This window comes from Dietzia sp. B32, assembly GCF_024732245.1.
In the GTDB taxonomy this organism is placed as follows: Bacteria; Actinomycetota; Actinomycetes; order Mycobacteriales; family Mycobacteriaceae; genus Dietzia.
The window spans coordinates 3,645,463-3,664,862 of the sequence record NZ_CP093845.1 but is presented as its reverse complement, the minus strand read 5'-3'; the positions used below and the strand labels follow the sequence as shown (position 1 = coordinate 3,664,862).

The window sequence follows — 19,400 nt, the reverse complement described above, 5'->3', positions numbered from 1 at the left end:
GCCCGACACACGACTGCGCCCGACACACGACTGCGCCCGACACACGACTGCGCCCCCTCCCAGACGATCGGGGAGAGGGCGCAGTCGTCGTTCGCAGATCCTGCCGGGGTGTTCCGGCCGGGGGATCAGGTCACAGCGGGATGTTCTTGTGCCGGCCGCGGGTGTGCGCGGCGGCGTCCAGGGCCTCCGCGAGGCGGCGTCGGGTGTCGGTCGGCTCGATGACCTCGTCGACGACCCCGATGGAGACCGCCCGGCCCACGCCGCCGGCGATGGCCGCGTGCTCCTCGGCCAGACGCTCGTGCAGCGCCTCCCGCTCGTCCTCCGGTGCCGCCGCGAGGGTGCGCTTGTGCAGGATGCCGACGGCGGCCTTGGCCCCCATGACGGCGACCTCGGCGTCGGGCCAGGCGAACACGGCCGAGGCGCCGAGCGCTCGTGAGTTCATCGCGATGTAGGCGCCGCCGTAGATCTTGCGCGTCACCAGGGTGACGCGGGCGACCGAGGCCTCGGCGAACGCGTGGAGCAGCTTCGCACCGCGACGCACCACGCCGTCCCACTCCTGCGAGACGCCGGGCAGGTACCCGGGCACGTCCACGATCACGAGCAGCGGCACGCCGAAGGCGTTACAGAGCCGGACGAAGCGCGACGCCTTCTCCGCGGACTCCGAGTTGAGGCAGCCGCCCAGCCGCAGCGGGTTGTTGGCGATCACGCCGACGGTGCGGCCGGCCATACGACCGAAGCCCACGACGATGCTGGGCGCCCACTTCGCCTGCAGCTCCTCGAACGTGGTGCTGCCATCGAGCTCCGAGGAGTCGAGCAACCCGTGTACGAGGGGGCGGACGTCATACGCGCGCTTGGGGGACTCGGGGAGCAGGCCCGCGAGATCGGTGTGGTCGCCCTCGAGCACACGCGTGTCGAACTCGCCCTGCGCGGACAGCAGCGTCACGAGCCGGCGCGCCCGGTGAAGGGCGTCACGCTCATCGGTCGCGGCGATGTGGCAGACGCCCGACTTGCGGTGGTGCACGTCCTGGCCGCCCAGGCCTTCCATGTCGACCTGCTCGCCGGTCACCGAGCGGACCACGTCGGGTCCGGTGACGAAGATCTTGCCGGCCGGCGCCATGATGACGACGTCGGTCAGGGCGGGACCGTAGGCGGCGCCGCCGGCGGCGGGCCCGAGCACGACTGAGATCTGGGGCACGTGGCCCGATGCGCGGACCATGGCCTCGAAAACGAGGCCGACCGCGTGGAGCGCCTCGACGCCCTCCGCGAGTCGCGCCCCACCCGAATGCCAGACGCCGACGACGGGCAAATGCTCGTCGATCGCCACGTCGATGGCGCGCACGATGTGCCGGCACCCGTCCAGGCCCATGGCGCCACCCATGACAGTGGCGTCCGTCGCGTACGCGATGGTGGGTTCGCCGTCGATCAGGCCGCGTGCGGCCAGAGCACCGGAGGCGTCGGGTTCGGTGATGAACTCGAGTGAGGCCGGGTCGAAGAGATTCTCGAGCCGGACGACGGGATCGCGAGGATCGATCTGGATGTTCTGGTCAACAGCGCTGGTGATGGTCATAAGTGCAGTCCTTTCCTCGGCGCGTGTCCCCGTGACGGAGAGCGCGCCTGCGATGGACCCCCGGACTGGCTGGTGGGCGATCGGCGTTCGGATCAGGACCCCCGTCCCGATCCGGACCTCTCGCCCGGTGCCCCGCGGTCAGCGGGGCGGTCATTGCTGGGCCCTGTGTGGGGGAGGGGACGCGGGCTCGACGTGGTGCACCGACCGCACCTTCGGCCCTGACTGCGTCCCCGCCCCGGCACACGGGGCCGGATGTCAGCTCTGGTCGATCTTCTGGATGTAGTCGACCGCATCCTGAACAGTACGCAACTTTGCGAGGTCCTCGTCGGGGATCTCCACCCCGTAGCGGTCCTCGGTCTGCACGGCGATCTCCACCATGGAGAGCGAATCGATGTCGAGATCGTCTACGAAGGACTTCTCCGGGGTCACCTCGGAGGGTTCGATTCCGGTGACCTCCTCGACGATCTCCGCCAGTCCTGCGATGATCTCGGCCTCGGTGCGTGCCATGTGGTGTCCCTTTCTGATGGGTGGTGTCGTGCCCGGCGGGCGCGACGGGTGGTCTGATCGCGATCGACGGCCGGGGCCGCCGATCGGGGGTGGATGGAGCGGTCAGGCGCCGCTGAGTGCGGGAACCGACTCGAGTGCGAACTCGAGGTCCTCAACGGTGGTCACGCCGTAGCGGGGCACATCGCGCATCATGCGCTTGGCCAGTCCCACGAGCGAGCCGGAGGGCGGGAGTTCGACGAACGTGTCGACACCCAGCTTGAGCATGGTCTGCGTGCACAGGTCCCACCGGACGGGGTGGGTGATCTGGGAGACGACCCGGTCGAGGGCATCGCGACCGGAGGTGACCACCATGCCGTCGGCGTTGGAGATCAGGGTCAGTTCGGGGTCGTTGACCTCGATCGTGTCCGCGAGCTCGCGGAACTCGGCGACGGCGGAGGCCATGTGGTGGGTGTGGAACGCCCCCGCGACCTCCAGTCGGCGCAGGCGGGCCCGGCTCGGCGGGTTCTGCTCCAGCGCGTCGCAGGCCTCGAGCGGGCCGGCGGCCACGATCTGGCCCGCACCGTTGCGGTTGGCGGGCTGCAGACCGGCCGTGTCCAGGGACAACAGGACGTCGGCCTCGACGCCGCCCAGGACCGCGATCATCCCGGTGGGACGTTCGGCGCACGCCCGGGACATCGCCGCACCACGGACGGACGCCAGGCGCAGGGCGTCGGCTTCCGACACGATCCCGGCGATCGCCAGCGCCGCGATCTCGCCGATCGAGTGACCGGCGACCATCGTGTCGGAGGGGACCTGGCCACGACGGCGCAGCTCTGCGGCACCGAGCAGTGCGGAGGCCACGACGAGTGGCTGGGTCACCGCGGTGTCGGTGATCTCCTGCAGGGTCGCGGTGGTGCCGAGACGCTCGAGGTCGAGTCCGCTCGATGCGGACCACTCGTCGAGGCGGTCCGAGGCACCGGGCAACTCGAGCCAGGGGGCGAGCATCCCGGCTTTCTGAGACCCTTGTCCAGGGGAGGTAAGGCAAAGCACGAATATCAGAGAACACGTCCGCACCCACTTCGGATGATGTTCCCCAAGCCAGAAACACAGCCCGGATTTTGTACACTTCCCACAAATGTCGAGCTGGCCGGTCGTCCATCTGCATTCTGTGCGGTTTCGTTACACCCTGTTACAGAAGTGACTAATTAGGACTCCTGAGTACTTCGATCGGCGAACTTCCCGAGGACGAGGGCAATTCTGAGGACAAAAGCGTCCCTTGCGTTAAGCGGATCGAATTGGGTGATTTGGCTCACTCTCTTGAGGCGGTACCGCACCGTATTGGGATGGACGAACAACTCGCGGGCACAGGCCTCGACGTGCCCTCCGGAGTCCAGATAGGCCCGCAGGGTGTCCTCGACCGAGGAATCGGCGCCACGCAGGGGAGTGACGATCCGATCGACCAACATCGCCGCCGCGCCACGATCGCCGGCGAGGACCCGCTCGGGAAGGAGGTCGATCGCTGCCACCGGCCGGGGTGCACCGGGCCAACCGCAGACGGCCGCCGACCCGGAGAGCGCCTCGGCCGCGCTGTCGGGGGCCTCGGCGAGGGAGCCCACCGTGTGCCCGACGACGATCGGTGCATCCGGAGAGAAGGAGTCGAGGACCCCGGCCGGCACGGCGGAGGAGGACTCGAGTTCACCGGAGAGGATGACGACGAGGCGGGCGCCCTGCACCACGGCCAGGGCGTGCCGGTTGGCGGCGACCGCAGCCCGGTGGGCGGCGGGTACCGACGCCAGTCCCAGTTCCTCACGGGGCCGGCCGACGATCACGGTCGCGGCGGTGGTCGGGTCCCAGTTCAGGGCCGAGGCCCCCGAGGCGAGGTCGGCATGGCGGTCACCGCGGACCACGGCGTCGACCAGCATGGCTTCCATCCGGGTGTCCCAGGCACCCCGGTTCTCCGCGGCGGCGGCATAGACCGACGCCGCGGTGAAGCCGAGTTCGCGACCGAACTTGAGCACCGCGGTGATCATGAGACCCCGTTGGCGCTCGTTGTGGGTGATCCGGGGCATCACCAATTCGAAGTACTCACACGTCGACCGGACGAGCTGGACCGTCTGCTGCAGGGTGAGACCCTGGCCGAGCCCCTTGGGGAGCAGCTTGAATCCCGCGATGGTGTCCGTGTGCGGCGCCTCCGGGTTGCGCATCCAGGTCACGAAGTCGCGCACCGCGCTCTGGATGATCAGTTGGATCTCGGCCCGCTGGTCAGCGGACAGCTCGCCGAAGAACGGCAGCTCCTGCTCGAGCGCGCGGACCGCCTCGGTGGACAGGGTCCCCGAGTACCGGGTGATGCGCTTGAGCAGGGCATCGGAGACGGGTCGCTGGTCCGGCGGCGTCGAAGAACGCCGCCGGACGGGCTGTGGATCCCTCTCCCCGGTCCCGGGGCCGGTCGGGTCTGTCACGCCACTCCGGGGTCCGTCGTCGGCTCGGGCGCGGCCATGACGTCGTCGATCCGGTACAGGCGGGCGGCCTCGAGGAGGGTGCGCTTCTCGATCGCGCCCTCACGAACCAGACCTGCCAGGACGGCGACGACGATCGATTCCGCGTCCGTGTTGAAGAAGCGGCGCGCGGCGGGCCGGGTGTCGGAGAACCCGAAGCCGTCGCACCCGAGAACGGTGAAGTCGCCGGGCACCCAGGCGCGGATCTGGTCCGGAACCGCCTTCTGGAAATCGCTCACCGCCACCTTCGGCCCCTCGGCCGAGGCCAGGGCGGCGGTGACGAACGGGGTGCGCGGCTGCTGGTCGGGATGGCGCAGCGCATGACGCTCGCACTCGAAGCCGTCGCGGGCGAGTTCGGTCCACGAGGTGGCGGACCACAGGTCGGCCGCCACGTCCCACTTCTCGGAGAGCATCTTCTGGGCCTCGACCGCCGCGTACATCGCCACGCCGGAGGCGAGGACGGCGGCCTTGTGGGTCCCGGTCTCGGCCGCACTGAATCGGTACAAGCCGCGCAGGAGCGCGTCTGCGTCCAGGTCCTCGGGCTCGGCCGGCTGGGGGACGGGCTCGTTGTACAGGGTGATGTAGTACGAGACGTTGCGGTCGATGCCGTCGGTCTCGGTCTCGTGGGCCGCCCCGGGGCCGTACATGTGCTCGATGCCCGCACGCATGATGTGGGCGACCTCGTACGCCCACGCGGGGTCGTAGGAGATGATCCCCGGGTTGGTCGCGGCCAGGAGCGGGGAGTGGCCGTCCATGTGCTGCAGTCCCTCGCCGGTGAGCGTGGTGCGGCCGGCGGTCGCACCCAGCAGGAAGCCCCGGGCGAGCTGGTCGGCGGCGGCCCAGATGCCGTCGCCGGTGCGCTGGAACCCGAACATCGAGTAGAAGATGTACAGCGGGATCATTGGCTGACCGTGGGTCGCATAGGCGGTCCCGGCGGCGGTGAACTCGGCGACCGAGCCCGCCTCGCTGATGCCCTCGTGCAAGATCTGGCCGTCCTTGGCCTCCTTGTAGCTCAGCATGAGGTCGTGGTCCACCGAGGTGTAGTTCTGCCCGTGCGGGTTGTAGATCTTCAGGGTGGGGAACCACGAGTCCATGCCGAAGGTGCGGGCCTCGTCGGGGATGATCGGCACGAAGCGGTCCCGCAGTGACTCGTCGCGCATGAGCTCCTTGGCCGTCCGCACGAGCGCCATCGTGGTGGCCACGGCCTGCTTGCCCGACCCCTTGCGCAGGGACTTGAGGGAATCGATGTCCGGCACGGCCAGCGGCGTGAACGACTGGCGCCGCTCGGGGACGTGCCCGCCGAGAGCGGACCGGCGCTCCAACATGTACCGGATCTCCGGCGAGTTGGGTCCGGGGTTGTAGTAGGGCGGCTGGGTCGGGTCGGCCTCCAGCTCCTCGTCGGTGATGGGGATCTCCTGCTTGTCGCGGAACTGCTTGAGATCGTCCAGCGTCAGCTTCTTCATCTGGTGGGTCGCGTTGCGTCCCTCGAAGTTCTGGCCCAGCCCGAAGCCCTTGATGGTGTGGGCCAGGATGACCGTCGGCCGACCGGTGTGCTCGAGCGACGCCTTGTACGCGGCGTGGATCTTGCGGTAGTCGTGCCCGCCACGGCGCAGCGCCCAGATCTCCTCGTCCGTCATGTCCTCGACGAGCTTCGCGGTGCGGGGGTCGCGTCCGAAGAAGTGCTCACGGATCCACGCACCGTCGTTGGCGCGGAAGGTCTGGTAGTCGCCGTCGGAGACCGAGTTCATCAGCGAGACCAGGGCGCCCTCGGTGTCCTTGTCGAACAGGGCGTCCCATTCGCGACCCCAGACCACCTTGATGACGTTCCAGCCAGCGCCGCTGAAGTACGACTCCAGCTCCTGGACGATCTGCCCGTTCCCGCGGACCGGCCCGTCGAGACGCTGGAGGTTGCAGTTGATGACAAAGGTGAGGTTGTCGAGGGCGTCGTTCGCGGCGATCTGGAGCGCGCCGCGCGACTCGACCTCGTCCATCTCACCGTCACCGAGGAACGCCCACACGTGCTGCTGCGACGTGTCCTTGATGCCGCGGTTGTGGAGGTAGCGGTTGAACCGCGCCTGGTAGATCGCGTTGATCGGCCCCAGGCCCATGGAGACCGTGGGGAACTCCCAGAACTCGGGCAGCGAGCGGGGGTGGGGGTAGGAGGGGAGTGAACGCCCCGGATGGCTCTTCTCCTGGCGGAACCCGTCGAGGTCCTGCTCACGCAGTCGGCCCTCGAGGTACGCGCGGGCGTACATGCCGGGGGAGGCGTGACCCTGGAAGAAGATGTGGTCGCCGCCGCCGGGATGGTCCTTGCCGCGGAAGAAATGGTTGTACCCCACCTCATAGAGCGGGGCCGCCCCGGCGTACGTGGAGATGTGGCCACCGACGCCGATTCCGGGCCGCTGGGCGCGGTGGACCATGATGGCGGCGTTCCAGCGGATCCACCGACGGTAGGTCCGCTCCACCGCCTCGTCGCCGGGGAACTCCGGCTCGAGGCTCGTGGGGATGGTGTTGACGTAATCGGTGGACGTGAGGGCGGGCAGCGGAACACGCTGCTTGGAGGCCCGCTCGAGCAGACGGAGCATGAGGTAACGGGCACGCTCGGGACCGGCCTCGGCGAGCAGGCCGTCGAGCGAGTCCATCCACTCCTGGGTCTCCTCGGGGTCGGAGTCCGCCAGGTAGGAGGCGACCCCTTCCCGGAGAATCGGCACGTTGGTGGGGGCGGTCCCGTCCCGTGGGCCTTCGTTTCCGCTCATGCGTATCGTCCTCACTTCTGTGATTCGTACCGTGGACGCCCGGTGGGGCCTCCACATGTCGTGGTACTTCGTCGGGCCCGGGCCGCGGTCCGCAGGTGTGGGGCGGATCGCGTCGGGCTCGGGACGGGCCACCGTAGGCCCACCGGTTCCGATTGTGCCCCAAAGCGTGACGCGCGACACCGTCACCCGAGCCCGGGCACCGGTAAATGGGCGGTAGTCGTTTCCCCGGTGAGCATGCGCGGGTAGTGTTCCTGGTCAGCGAAGGACCCGAGAAGTAGCACGACGGAATAGAGGGAGGAACACCACGGTGGTCGCCGCGGCGAACCAGCAGGACGGAGCGGACCAGGTAGCTGGTCAGCTCGAACTGACGGAGGGCATGCTCGTTCAGGAGGTCGGATGGGATTCCGACTGTGACGAGTCGATCAGCGAGGCCGTCGAGGACGCCGTCGGATCAGAGCTGCTGGAGGAGGACACCGACGAGGTGGTCGACGCGGTGCTGCTCTGGTGGAGGGACGGTGACGGTGACCTCGTCGACCGACTCATGGACGTCATGACCCCCCTGGCGGACGACGGTTCCGTGTGGGTCCTCACCCCCAAGACGGGGCGCGACGGGCATGTCGTGCCCGCGGTGATCGCGGAGTCCGCGCAGACCGCGGGGATGTTGCAGACGCGCACCGCCGCGCTCGGGGACTGGGCCGGCAGCCGGCTCGCCCTGCGCAAGAACAGCATGCCGCGTAAGTGATCCCGGCACCCGGGATGCCCGCCCCGCCCCGGGGCGGGGCGATCTCCCGGATGGCATAATCTGACCGCACCGGCGCGTTCTCGGCGCCGGTGCGTACGCGCGCGTAGCTCAGCGGTTAGAGCTCTGGTCTTACACACCAGCGGTCGGGGGTTCGATTCCCTCCGCGCGCACCGAGGAAGAGGTCCCACCCCGTACCCGTACGAGGTGGGGCCTCTCGCATAACATCTCCGGAGCCGTTCCCGATCGCACCACCGAACACTCCGGGCCGCGGTGGATACGGCGGGGTGTGGTCACGTCCGCAGGCGGTCGGCGCGGCGGAGAGCCCGGCGCTTCTCGACGTCGTCGCGGTCGCCGTAGCGGGCTCGCATCGCCCGTTCGCGCGCCGAGAGTTCGTCGACGTCGGAGGCGTCCCGGTCGACGCTGCTGTCGCCACGGGCGATGCCGCCCGTCGTCCCGCCACCCTGGTCGCTTCTCCCCGCGGTCGGGGGGATGTCGTCATCCGAACCCCGGTCGGCGTCCGCCTCGGCGTCGGCGGCCGCGACCTCGGCGTCGCGTCGCCGGGCCCGGATCTCGGCCCAGGCGAAGTAGATGAGCGCGGCCGGGGCGAGCACGCCGAAGGCCAGCCACTGCAGACCGTAGGACAGGTACGGGCCGTTCTCAATGCCGGGGATCGGCGCGGGGGTCAACGAACCGGGCTGGTCCCCGGTCAACTGCAGGTACCCCTCCGGGACGAGGTCGTGTCCGAGGGTGTCTCCGATGGCCGCGGGGTCGACCACCCGCACCGCCGGCAGGCCGGCCATCGGCACGGGCTCGGCCTCGCCGGGTTCGGCGACGCGAAGACGCGCGGTGATCTCCACCTCGCCGGTGGGAGCCGCGGGGTAGTCCGGGACGGCGTTGTTCTCCCCGACGAGGACGTATCCGCGGTTGACCAGCAGGTCCGCGCCGTCGACGGGGTCGAACACGGTGAGCACCTGGTAGACGAGATCCCCGTCCACGGACCGGAGACGCAACAGCGCCTCGGAGTCCGGCTGCCATTCGCCGGAGAGGGTGACCAGGCGCCACTCCCGCTCGGCGTAGGCCTGCGGCCCGTCGACCACCTGCGCCAGCGGCGCCGGGGCGGCCTCGACGGACTCGGCGAGCCGCGCGTTGCGGGCGTCGAGATCGTCGCTCTTGCCCAACTGCCACGGCGCCAGCAGCGCGAAGCACGCCCAGGCGAACAAGATCGCGGCGAGGACGCCGATCACCCATCCCGGGGTCAGGAATCGCCGCAGAGTCCGCATGGTCCCAGGGTATCCGTCGCGCGCCGGCGGGTCCCGTCGCCGGTGCGCCCGCCACCCCGCGCCCGCTACCCCGCGCCCGCTACCCCGCGCCCGCTACCCTGCGCCCGCTAAGCAGTGAGGCCGCGCACCTCGGCGACCAGACCGGGCAGGGCGCGCGAGATCTGCAGGCGGGTGCGGGCGAAGCCGCTGTCGTCGCCGTAGTACGGGTCGGCCACGTCCGCACCGTCCGCGCCGGGTTCGTACGAACGCAGCAGCCGGATCCGGTCGGGGTCGACGCCCGCGCGGTGCAGGTGATCGCGGTGGCCGGCGTCGAGGGCCACCACGAGGTCGGCGTCGTGGTCCTCCTCGGACAGCTGCGCGGCCACGTGCCCGGTGTCGTAGCCGTGGGCCGCGAGCTCGGCCGCGGCGCGCGGGTCCATGCCGTCGCCGACGTGCCAGCCGCCGGTGCCGACGCTGGAGACGACCACCCGGTCGCCGAGCCCGGCGTCTGCGAACGCCCGACGCGCCATGACGTCGGCCATGGGGGAGCGACAGATGTTGCCGGTACAGACGAACACCACGCGCACCCGCGACTCACCACCCACGGATGATCTCCTCCAGTGCGGCGGTGTCGACGGCCGACCAGTGGGCGCGGTCCCACTCGTCGGGGCGCCCGTAACCCCACCGCACGATCGCGGTGGGGACGCCGTAGCGGGCGGCGCCCTCGATGTCGTGCTCGCGGTCTCCGATCATCAGCACCTGCCCGGTCCCGCCCCCGTCGACGGGCGTCGGCTCGACCCCCATCGCAGCGAGGGAGTGCGCGATCACGTCGGCCTTGGCCATCCGGCCGACGGAGATGTCGGCCCCGCCGATGAACTCGAAGGGCGCGGCCAGGTCGAAGTGCCCGAGGATCCGGCGCGCGGCGACCTCGTCCTTGCTCGTGGCGACCGCCATCCGGTAGCCGTCCACGGCGAGCCGGTCGAGCAACGCGTCCATCCCGGTGAAGACGGCGTTCTCCAACCACCCCACCTCGTCGTAGCGCTCCCGGTAGGCGGCCACGGCCCGGTCCAGGTCGGACCCGGCGAGGCCGAGCGAGGTCAACGTGTCGACCATGGGCGGGCCGGCGATGGAACGGATGTCGCGGGTGTCGTCCCAGCGCGTGCCCACCACGCCGAGCGCGTGGTGGAGGGACTTGGCGATGCCGTCGAGGGAGTCGGTGATGGTGCCGTCGAGGTCCACCAGGAGGATCGGGCGGTCGGTCATGCCGCCATCCTCCCAGAGTCCGCCGGGCGGGCCCCTCCGCCCGTCCGGCGCCGCGCGGCGCGCGCGGTCGTCCTACGCTTCCGGGAATGAGTGAACAACCCGGAGAGGGCCCCGACCAGGCGTCGTGGGCGGCGCTGCGACACCACGGTGACGCCGAGCTGGTCCCCGGCGCCCTGGACTTCGCCGTCAACGTGCGCGGGTCCGGGCCGCCGGGCTGGCTCCGCGACAGGTTGGCGGCCCGCCTCGCCGACCTGGGGGGATATCCGGGGGTCGACGACGACGACGCCGCGGTGGCCGCCGTGGCCGCCCGTCACGGGGTCGGACGCGACCGCGTCCTGCTGCTGGGCGGCGCCTCGGAGGGGTTCCACCTGCTCGCCGCGCACGCGGCCCGGAACCTGCTGCGAGCGGCGGTGGTGCACCCGTCCTTCACCGAACCGGAGCTCGAGCTGCGACGGGCCGGCGTGTCGGTGGAGCGGGTCCTCCTGCCGGTTCCGTTCGACCTCGATCCCGGCCTCGTCCCGGAGGAGGCGGACCTCGTCGTCGTCGGCAATCCCACCAACCCCACCTCGGTGGTGCACCCCCGGTCCGCCGTGGCGGCGCTGTGTCGTCCGGGGCGGGTGACGGTCGTCGACGAGGCGTTCTGCGACATCCTCCCGGACGAGGCGGCCCACACCCTCGCCGGCGCCGAGCTGCCGGGCCTCGTGGTGCTGCGGTCGTTGACCAAGACGTGGGCGCTGGCCGGCCTGCGAGTGGGGTACGCCGTCGGGGACCCGTCGGTGTTGGCCGACCTGGCCGCGCGCCGGCCGCACTGGCCCCTGGGCACCCTCCAGCTGGAGGCCGTCCGGGCATGCGTCGGTCCGGAGGCGGATCCGGAGCTCGACGCCGCGCGGGTGCAGGTCGCGGCCGAGCGGGATGAGATGGTCCGCGCACTCGGCGCCGCGGGGATCGAGGTGGTGGTGCCGCCGGCCGCGCCGTTCGTCCTGGTCCGCACCCCGGCCGGGATCGATCCGGTCGCGTTCCGGACCGGGCTCGTGCGCCGGGGGATCGTCACCCGTCGCTGCGACACGTTCCCCGGCCTCGACGCCACCTACCTGCGACTGGCCGTGCGGCCGGGCACGATGGTGGACGAACTCGTCGGAGCCTGGCACGGACAGATGGCGGAACGGGCAGATCGCGGCACGGACTGATCGCGGCGCGGCGGGTGAACAGGAAGGGGAGCGACCATGACCACCGGCAGGCCCACCCTGGCCGACGTGATCGACCTGTTGGAGCACGCCTACCCGCCGCGGTTGGCCGAATCGTGGGACCGCGTGGGACTGGTCGCCGGTGACCCGGCGGCCGAGGTGGAGCGGGTCGTGGTGGCGGTGGACGCCACCGACGCCGTGGTCGACCACGCGCTCGCCGAGGGCGCCGACCTGCTGCTGGTCCACCACCCGCCGCTGATGCGGGGCGTGCACTCCGTGGCCGCCGACACCCCCAAGGGTCGACTGCTCCACCGGCTCATCGCGGGCGGCTGCGCGCTGTACTCCGCACACACCAACGCCGATTCCGCCCGACCCGGAGTCAACGACGCCCTCGCCGACGCGCTCGGTCTGACCCCCGGCCGCCCCCTGGCCCCCACCGGCGACGGAACCGTCGACCGGTGGGTGGTGACCGTGCCCGACGACGACCGCGACGACCTGCTGAACGCGGTCTTCGCCGCCGGCGCCGGGCGGATGAGCGGCTACACCGAGTGCTCGTTCTCCGTCCGGGGCACCGGCCGGTTCCGCCCCGGCGACGGCACCGACCCGACCATCGGCAGCATCGGCGAGCCCGAGCAGGTCTCCGAGACCCGGGTGGAATTCGTCGCGCCGCCGGAACTGCGGTCCGCGGTGCGGCGCGCCGTCCTGGCCGGGCACCCGTACGAGGTGCCCGCGATGGACGTGTTCGTCAACCACGCCGGACCCGGACCCGGACCCGAGGACACCGGGCTCGGTCGGATCTGCGAACTCGACGCACCGATGACGTTGGCGCGGTTCACCGAGCTCGTGGCCGAGCGCCTGCCCACCACCGAGTGGGGGGTCCGCGCCGCGGGCGATCCCGACGCCGAGATCCGGCGCGTCGCGCTGTGCGGCGGGTCCGGCGATTCCCTGCTGGGCGCGGCCCGCGCCGCGGGCGCCGACGTCTACCTCACCGGGGACCTGCGCCATCACGTCGTGGACGAGCACCTTCGCTCGGGCGGGCCCATGCTCGTCGACGCCGCGCACTGGGCGCTGGAGTTCCCGTGGTGCGCACAGGCCGCGGCCCTGCTCGAGGAGGGGGCGGATCTCACGGCGACGGTCTGCGAGCAGCGGACCGACCCCTGGACGGTGGCCGCCGGGGGAGCGCGGGGGCAGCGGTAGTCTTGGCACCCATGAAGGCCGATCCCCACGACCAGCGTCGACTCGTCGACATCGCCGACCTCGACCTGCGACTGGCGAGTCTCGAGCACCGGCGGTCGCAGCTACCCGAGCAGGCGACCCTCGACGCGCTGGAGGCCGAGCGGCGGGCCGCCACGGAGTCCGTCGCCCGGGCCCGGATCCACCTGGAGGATCTCGACCGCGCACTGGCCAAGCTGCGGTCCGACCTGGAGGCCGTGCGTCGGCGTCGTGCTGCGGACTCCGACCTGCTCGCGAAGGGCGGCCTGTCCGAGCGGCAGTCCACCGAACTGGACTACGAACTGCGTTCGCTGGCCCGCCGGCAGGAGGCACTCGAGGGTGAGCTCGGCGAGCTCGGCGAGCGGCACGAGGCCATGGAGGCCGACGTCCGCCACTCCGGCGCGATCGTCACCGACCTGGACGCGCGCATCGGGCTGGCCGTGACGCTGCGCGACACCGCCCTCGCGGAGCTCGAGGACGCGGTGACGGAGACCATGGCCGAGCGGGCCCGCGTGGCCGAGACCATCCCCGCCGCACTCCTCGACCACTACACCCGTAGCGCGAAGGAGGCGGGCCGGGGCGCGGCGATCCTCAACGGCGGCCGCTGCTCCGCCTGCGCGATGGACCTCGACCGGAGCACCGTCTCGGCGTTCCGCTCCGCCCCCGAGGACGAGGTGCTTAACTGCCCCGAGTGTGGCGTGATCGTGGTCCGCACCGACAACTCGTGAGCAGCCGACCGGGTTCGGGCACCGGAGCGGGTTCGAGCAGCGGACCCGGCTGGACCGGGGCCACCGGCCACCCCACCCGGATCGTCCTGGCCCGCCACGGACAGACCCCGTTGTCGGTGGACCGGCGCTACTCCGGACAGGGCGACCCCGACCTCACCGAGTTGGGCGTCACCCAGGCCGAGCGGACCGCCGCCCGGCTCGCGGCACTGCCGGATCTCACCGCGGTGGTCTCCTCCCCGCTCCGACGCTGCCTGGCGACCGCCGAGCGGGCCGCCGATGCCGCAGGCGTGCCCCTGGTGGTGGACGAGGACCTCATCGAGACCGACTTCGGCGGGTGGGAGGGGCTGACCTTCCGGGAGGCCGCCGAGCAGGACCCCGCCCTCCACTCGCGGTGGCTCGCCGACACCGCCGTGGCACCACCGGGTGGCGAGAGCTTCGCCGTGGTGCGGGCGCGCGTCGAGCGGGGACTGCAGCGCATCGTGACCGACCGCCCCGGCGGCGTCGTCGCCGTGGTCAGCCACGTCACGCCCATCAAACTGGCGATCCGGGCGGGTCTGGGCGCCGGGGACGAACTGCTGTTCCGATTGCACCTGGACCTCGCCTCCGTCTCCGACGTGCGCTTCTACCCCGACGGTCCCACCTCGGTGCACCTGGTCAACGACACCTCCCACCTCGTCTGAGCCCGCACCCCGACCGCCCCGCGCGGGCGACTAGACTCCCTGGGGCGAACGAGTCGGCCGGACGGCCGCGGACAGGGGAACCGGCGCCTTCGGGCGACCAGGCCCGGGTCCGAGGAAAGTCCGGACTCCACAGAGCAGGGCGGTTGCTAACGGCAACCCGGGGTGACCCGCGGGACAGTGCCACAGAAAACAGACCGCCGCGCCTGCGGGCGCGGTAAGGGTGAAACGGTGCGGTAAGAGCGCACCAGCGCCCCGGGTGACCGGGGCGGCTAGGTAAACCCCGCCCGGAGCAAGGTCGAAGGTCGCACCGCCCGCGGTGCGACTGCGCGGATGGTGTGCAGCGATGCACGGGAGGGCTGCTCGCCCGAGTCCGCGGGTGGACCGCTCGAGGCACCCGGCAACGGTGTGTCCAGATGGATGGTCGTCGCCCTCCGCCCGCGGAGGGCACAGGATCCGGCTTACAGGCCGGCTCGTTCGCCCCATCCCCGGTTGGTGGTGCGCCCGCCGGTTGCGTGCTCCCTATGGTCCACTCCGGGAGCGCACGTCCCTCGGAATCGTGCATTTCCGGCGCGCAAGCCGACGAGGCCGGAAGACTGATACTCCGAGGCGCTGGTAGTAGGGTCCGGAGTGAACGCCATCCGTCGCACCGAGGAGGTCCACCATGTCGGACGAACAGTGGTACTACGACATCACCACAGGTCAGGCGTTGCAGGGCAAGGTGACCAACTGGGACAACCGGATGGGCCCGTACGCCACGCGCGGGGAGGCGGAGGCGGCGCTGGCGAAGGCGAAGGCCCGCAACGAGGCGTGGGACGCCGAGGACGAGAAGGACTGACCCGCCGGGCGCGCCTACTTCCCGCGGCCCTTCTTCTTGTTGCCCTTCTTCCCGCCCTTCTCGTCCTTCCTCCTGCATCGCCGTGCCGCGCGGCGTGATTCGGACAGCTCGCGGTAGGCGGCCGTCACCGCCGCGGCGTCGCCCTCGAACCCCTCGAGGGCGCGCTCGGAGAACCCCCGCTCGTGCTCGAAGAGCACCCCGAGGCCGAACGTCGATTCGCCCGCGAATTCGGCACGCCGCGTGATGCGTCTGATCCACTGCCGGGTGGTGACACTGTCCTGCACCTCGCCGAGCACCGAGTGCAGCCGGTCGCAGGCGGTGCGCAACGGTGCGATGGCGAGGTCGTCCGTGGCCGGCACCGCGCTGACGTTGGAGCGTAACGCCTTGGCCCGCTTGCGCACGACGTGGGTGAGCTCCTCCCGCTGGGCCAGCGTCAGGTCGAGGGAGTCCAGGTCGCGCTCGGTGCGGGTGCGGGCCTTGGCGAACTTCCTGAACTGCCGATCGACCCCGCGCAGGAGGAGGTCCTCGGCGTCGCGACGCGTCCCGCCGCCCTTCGTCCGCGTCCCGCCCTCCGCCGGGGCCGCGTCGGTGCCCGCGATGCGGACCAGGTCGTGGAGCCGGTCGAGGAGGTCGAGGTACCGGTCGGAGAGCAGCGCCGCGGTGAGTCGTTCGCCCGCCCTGGCCTCCTCGAGGTCCAGTTCGGTACGCAGGAGGTGCCGGGTCCGCGGGGTCACCACGTCCTCGGGGTAGCCGGCGGCCAGCGCCCCGAGCCGTTGGTCGACCACCTGGATGTCACGGACCTTGCCCAGTACGGCGGCGAGCACCTTGAGCTCGGCGAGGATCGCTGCCAGGTCGAGGTCGGTGGCGGCGGTCTCGGACCCGAGCTCGTCGGCGTAGGAACTGATGGTGCTGCGCAGACCCCGGACCGCCACGCGCATCTGGTGGACGCCCACCATGGTGACGCGACGGGCGCCCGGGTCGTGATCGAGGAGTTGGTGCAGGTCACGAGCCAGGGCGTCCCGCACGGGGGAGACGCCGCGCTCGTGGGCCTCGGGGAGGGGCCCGATCGTGCGGGCGAGTTTGGACGACGACGACGAGGCCGTGGCGCCCGCGGCAGCGCATGCAGTCGCGACGCTCTCGAGGAGGTCGTGCGCGTCGGGCCGTCCCGGATCGACCAGTTCGGTCTCCCACTCCCGCCACCCGGACGTGGACCCGCCGTCGACGAAGGACTCGGTGGAGACGTGGTCGTCGCAGAACTCGATCACCGGGGCACCGTCGGGGTCCCGCAACGTGAGGACCTGCCGACGGTTGTCGATGCGGGCGACGGGCTCGAGCGGCCGGCGCCGGACCACCCCGGCGACCGCGGAGAGGAACTCCGGTGGGACGACGTCGTCGCGCGGGTCGCCGTCACCGAGCGGGGCCTGCAACTCGACGCGACCACCCCGGGCGGGCAGCTTGAGGTGCCAGCCCTCGTCGTCCCCACCGGTCCGGCGCCGGAGGGTCACCTTGTGGCGGGTGAGCGACAGGTCCGCGGTGTCGTAGTAGGTGGCGGAGAGCTGGTGCTGCACCGGGACGTCCGCGACGAGAGGCGCGAGGGCGTCGACGGTGGGCAGCGGGGTGTGCTCGTCGACCTCGAACTTGCTCTCGACCTCGACGGTCTCGTTGATCGTCATGGACCGGTTGTATCAGTAAAGGATGAACGGCGTGAAGGAGCACGGCCCCCGGTGGACTTACCGACGGGTAAGGTCGGTGGCAACGGTCACACGTTCGTCGTAGGGAGAGACTGTGGATCAGCCGGAAATCGTCGACACCCTCGTCGTGGGGGCCGGGTTCTCCGGGCTCGGCGCGGCCATCAGACTCGCGCAGGAGGGCTTCGACGACCTCGTGGTCCTCGAGCGCGGCCCGGATGTCGGCGGGACGTGGCGGGACAACAGCTACCCCGGGGCGGCGTGCGACGTCCCGTCCCACCTCTACTCGTACTCCTTCGCCCTCAACCCCGACTGGTCGCGGGCCTTCTCGCCGCAGGGCGAGATCTACGACTACATCCGCCGGGTGACCCACGAGGCCGGCGTGCGCGACAAGATCCGCTTCGGCGTCGACGTCACCTCCGTCGACTACTCCGAGTCCCGCGGCCGGTGGACGGTGCGCACCAGCGAGGGGGTATACGACGCCCGCGTGGTGGTGCTGGGCGTCGGCGCACTGTGCGAGCCCAGGCTCCCCGAGATCGACGGCATCGGAGACTTCGCCGGGCCCGTCTTCCACACCGCCCGGTGGGACCACTCGGTGACGCTTGCCGATCGGCGCGTCGCGGTGATCGGCACCGGCGCCTCGGCGATCCAGGTGGTGCCGTCCATCGCCCCGACCGTGGCGCACCTCGACGTCTACCAGCGCACCGCGCCCTGGGTACTGCCGCGTATGGATCGGCAGTACCCCCGGGTCGAGCGGTCGCTGTACCGCCGGGTGCCCGGGTTGCAACGCGCGGTGCGGGCCCTGCAGTACGCCAGCCGCGAGTTCCAGGTGGTGGGCCTGACCCGCACGCGCGCGGCGCTGGCGCCGATCAAGGCGCTCGGACGGGCGCACCTGGCGATGCAGGTGCGCGACCGGGCGCTGCGCGCGCGGCTCACCCCGCACTTCGAGATCGGGTGCAAGCGCATCCTGCTGTCCAACTCCTGGTACCCGGCACTGTCCCGGGACAACGTCGACGTGGTCACCGAGCCGATCACCCGTGTCACCGGGACCGGGATCGTCACCGGTGACGGCGTCGAGCACCCCACGGACGTCCTGGTGGTGGCCACCGGCTTCCACGTCACCGACTCCCCGTTCTTCGAGCGGGTCCGCGGAACGGACGGACGCACGCTCGCGGACAAGTGGCAGAGCGAGGGCATGGAGGCCTACAAGGGCACCACCGTCGCCGGCTACCCCAACCTGTTCGTCCTGGTGGGCCCCGCCACCGGGCTCGGGCACTCGTCGATGATCTACATGATCGAGTCCCAGCTCAACTACCTCGTGGACGCGCTGCGCACCATGCGCGACCGCGACCTGCAGACCGTCGAGGTGCGTTCGGCCGTCCAGGACGCGTACAACCGTGAGTTGCGCGACAGCACCGGCGAGACCGTGTGGGTGACCGGCTGTCGCAGCTGGTACCTCGACGCCAAGGGCAACGCGCCGGCCGTGTGGCCGGACTTCACGTTCTCCTTCCGCAACCAGACGCGGGAGTTCGACCTGAGCGCGTATCGGCGGACCGCGGCCGACGCCACGGACGTGACGCGTACCGGGCAGGAGGCCCTCTCGTGAGCGCCCCTGTCCGCCGACTGTTCGGCACCGTCGGGTCACTGGCCCGCCGCCCCCGCTGGCGGATGGACGGCAAGGTCGTCGTCGTCACCGGCGCCGGTTCGGGGATCGGGCGCGAACTGGCGCGCGAGGCCGCGCGGCGCGGCGCGCGGCTGGCACTGAGCGACATCGACGTCGACGGCCTGACCCGCACCGTCGAGCTCGCGCGCGGTGACGGCGCCACCGACGTGCACTCGCAGCGCCTCGACGTCACCGAGCAGGCCATGGTCGCGGAGTACGCGGGGGCCGTCGCCGAGCACTTCGGCGCGGTCCACCTGGTCGTCAACAACGCGGGGATCGCCTTCACCGGGGCGGTCGAGCAGTCCGCCTACAAGGACATCGCGCGGGTGATGGACGTGGACTACTGGGGCGTCGTCCACGGCACCAAGGAGTTCCTGCCGCACCTCATCGCCTCCGGCGACGGCCACCTGGTCAACGTCTCCAGCATCTTCGCGTTCCTGTCCGTCCCCACCCAGAACGCCTACAACGCGGCCAAGGCGGCGGTGCAGCAGTTCACCGAGTCCCTGCGGATGGAGATGCTGGCGGCCGGGCACCCCGTCGACGTCACCTGCGTGCACCCGGGCGGGATCAAGACCGCCGTCGCCCGCAGCGCCGGCGCGGCGGAGGGCCTCGACAGCGCGAACTTCGCCACGATCTTCGACACCAAGTTCGCGCGCACGGAGGCGTCGACCGCCGCACGGGTGATCCTCGACGGCGTGGAGCGACGCAAGGCGCGAGTGCTGGTAGGGGTCGACGCGCACCTATTGGACGCCCTGGTCCGGCTGTTCCCGGCAGGCTACCAGAGGGGCACCGTCGCGGTGTCGCGCCGCTTCGGGGTGGTCTGACCCGGGAGCGCGTCAGGG

Annotated in this window: 16 protein-coding genes, 1 tRNA gene, 1 other RNA gene and 1 pseudogene; 10 read left to right on the top strand and 9 right to left on the bottom strand. The window is 71.3% G+C overall.

All coding sequences use genetic code 11. The features are described from left to right. Nucleotides 1-130 precede the first annotated feature (130 nt). The 5 genes from L8M95_RS17230 to aceE form a co-directional block, all read right to left on the bottom strand. The gene (locus L8M95_RS17230) at nucleotides 131-1,567 is read right to left on the bottom strand and encodes an acyl-CoA carboxylase subunit beta (RefSeq protein ID WP_260487284.1); all 1,437 of its coding nucleotides are present in this window, start codon (nucleotides 1,565-1,567) and stop codon (nucleotides 131-133) included. A 255-nt stretch (nucleotides 1,568-1,822) separates the two neighbouring features. Next, on the bottom strand, nucleotides 1,823-2,074 hold the full coding sequence (gene acpM, locus L8M95_RS17225) for a meromycolate extension acyl carrier protein AcpM (RefSeq protein WP_007629089.1): 252 nt from the start codon (nucleotides 2,072-2,074) through the stop codon (nucleotides 1,823-1,825). Between the two features lie 102 nt (nucleotides 2,075-2,176). Continuing rightward, complete coding sequence (locus L8M95_RS17220; protein WP_260487283.1) at nucleotides 2,177-3,103, bottom strand: ACP S-malonyltransferase; 927 nt, start codon at nucleotides 3,101-3,103, stop codon at nucleotides 2,177-2,179. A gap of 155 nt (nucleotides 3,104-3,258) precedes the next feature. After that, nucleotides 3,259-4,512 carry a CdaR family transcriptional regulator gene (locus L8M95_RS17215; RefSeq protein ID WP_260487282.1) on the bottom strand — a complete coding sequence of 418 codons (1,254 nt, stop codon included), beginning with the start codon at nucleotides 4,510-4,512 and terminating at the stop codon, nucleotides 3,259-3,261. Next, nucleotides 4,509-7,304, bottom strand: coding sequence for a pyruvate dehydrogenase (acetyl-transferring), homodimeric type (gene aceE / locus L8M95_RS17210; RefSeq protein WP_260487281.1), 2,796 nt, complete (start codon nucleotides 7,302-7,304; stop codon nucleotides 4,509-4,511). The genes L8M95_RS17215 and aceE overlap by 4 nt, the downstream gene beginning before the upstream one ends. Nucleotides 7,305-7,611: 307 nt before the next feature. On the opposite strand from aceE, the gene L8M95_RS17205 reads away from it, so the two are divergent. After that, complete coding sequence (locus L8M95_RS17205; RefSeq protein WP_067714222.1) at nucleotides 7,612-8,046, top strand: DUF3052 domain-containing protein; 435 nt, start codon at nucleotides 7,612-7,614, stop codon at nucleotides 8,044-8,046. A 97-nt stretch (nucleotides 8,047-8,143) separates the two neighbouring features. Continuing rightward, nucleotides 8,144-8,216: transfer RNA gene (locus L8M95_RS17200), tRNA-Val, on the top strand. 120 nt (nucleotides 8,217-8,336) lie between these two features. On the opposite strand, the gene L8M95_RS17195 is transcribed toward L8M95_RS17200, so the two are convergent. The 3 genes from L8M95_RS17195 to L8M95_RS17185 all read right to left on the bottom strand — a co-directional run bounded on the left by L8M95_RS17195 (nucleotide 8,337) and on the right by L8M95_RS17185 (nucleotide 10,568). Beyond that, nucleotides 8,337-9,326, bottom strand: a complete 990-nt coding sequence (locus L8M95_RS17195) for an SURF1 family protein (protein WP_260487280.1) — start codon at nucleotides 9,324-9,326, stop codon at nucleotides 8,337-8,339. 107 nt (nucleotides 9,327-9,433) lie between these two features. Beyond that, on the bottom strand, nucleotides 9,434-9,910 hold the full coding sequence (locus L8M95_RS17190) for a low molecular weight protein-tyrosine-phosphatase (RefSeq protein ID WP_260487279.1): 477 nt from the start codon (nucleotides 9,908-9,910) through the stop codon (nucleotides 9,434-9,436). Then, complete coding sequence (locus L8M95_RS17185; RefSeq protein ID WP_260487278.1) at nucleotides 9,900-10,568, bottom strand: HAD hydrolase-like protein; 669 nt, start codon at nucleotides 10,566-10,568, stop codon at nucleotides 9,900-9,902. The genes L8M95_RS17190 and L8M95_RS17185 overlap by 11 nt, the downstream gene beginning before the upstream one ends. Before the next feature lie 86 nt (nucleotides 10,569-10,654). On the opposite strand from L8M95_RS17185, the gene cobC reads away from it, so the two are divergent. From cobC to L8M95_RS17155, 6 genes and pseudogenes are all read left to right on the top strand, one after another. Beyond that, complete coding sequence (gene cobC, locus L8M95_RS17180; RefSeq protein ID WP_260487277.1) at nucleotides 10,655-11,755, top strand: Rv2231c family pyridoxal phosphate-dependent protein CobC; 1,101 nt, start codon at nucleotides 10,655-10,657, stop codon at nucleotides 11,753-11,755. Between the two features lie 36 nt (nucleotides 11,756-11,791). Then, nucleotides 11,792-12,949 carry a Nif3-like dinuclear metal center hexameric protein gene (locus L8M95_RS17175; protein WP_260487276.1) on the top strand — a complete coding sequence of 386 codons (1,158 nt, stop codon included), beginning with the start codon at nucleotides 11,792-11,794 and terminating at the stop codon, nucleotides 12,947-12,949. 11 nt (nucleotides 12,950-12,960) lie between these two features. After that, entirely contained in the window at nucleotides 12,961-13,692 is a 732-nt protein-coding gene (locus tag L8M95_RS17170; RefSeq protein WP_260487275.1) for a zinc ribbon domain-containing protein, read from the top strand. Between the two features lie 32 nt (nucleotides 13,693-13,724). After that, nucleotides 13,725-14,372, top strand: a pseudogene (locus tag L8M95_RS17165) (histidine phosphatase family protein); the annotation flags it as partial. A 49-nt stretch (nucleotides 14,373-14,421) separates the two neighbouring features. Next, nucleotides 14,422-14,849: RNase P RNA component class A (gene rnpB / locus L8M95_RS17160), an RNA gene on the top strand. Nucleotides 14,850-15,033: 184 nt separating this feature from the next. After that, nucleotides 15,034-15,207 (top strand): SPOR domain-containing protein, encoded by a 174-nt coding sequence (locus tag L8M95_RS17155; RefSeq protein ID WP_260487272.1) that lies wholly within the window; start codon nucleotides 15,034-15,036, stop codon nucleotides 15,205-15,207. A 14-nt stretch (nucleotides 15,208-15,221) separates the two neighbouring features. Here L8M95_RS17155 and L8M95_RS17150 read toward each other — a convergent pair whose 3' ends face one another. Continuing rightward, a complete protein-coding gene (locus tag L8M95_RS17150; RefSeq protein ID WP_260487271.1) occupies nucleotides 15,222-16,880 on the bottom strand; it encodes a CYTH and CHAD domain-containing protein in 1,659 nt (552 codons plus the stop codon). Nucleotides 16,881-16,992: 112 nt separating this feature from the next. On the opposite strand from L8M95_RS17150, the gene L8M95_RS17145 reads away from it, so the two are divergent. Next, nucleotides 16,993-18,501 (top strand): NAD(P)/FAD-dependent oxidoreductase, encoded by a 1,509-nt coding sequence (locus tag L8M95_RS17145; protein ID WP_260487270.1) that lies wholly within the window; start codon nucleotides 16,993-16,995, stop codon nucleotides 18,499-18,501. Between the two features lie 62 nt (nucleotides 18,502-18,563). Continuing rightward, nucleotides 18,564-19,382, top strand: coding sequence for an SDR family oxidoreductase (locus tag L8M95_RS17140; RefSeq protein ID WP_260489300.1), 819 nt, complete (start codon nucleotides 18,564-18,566; stop codon nucleotides 19,380-19,382). Nucleotides 19,383-19,400: the final 18 nt, after the last annotated feature.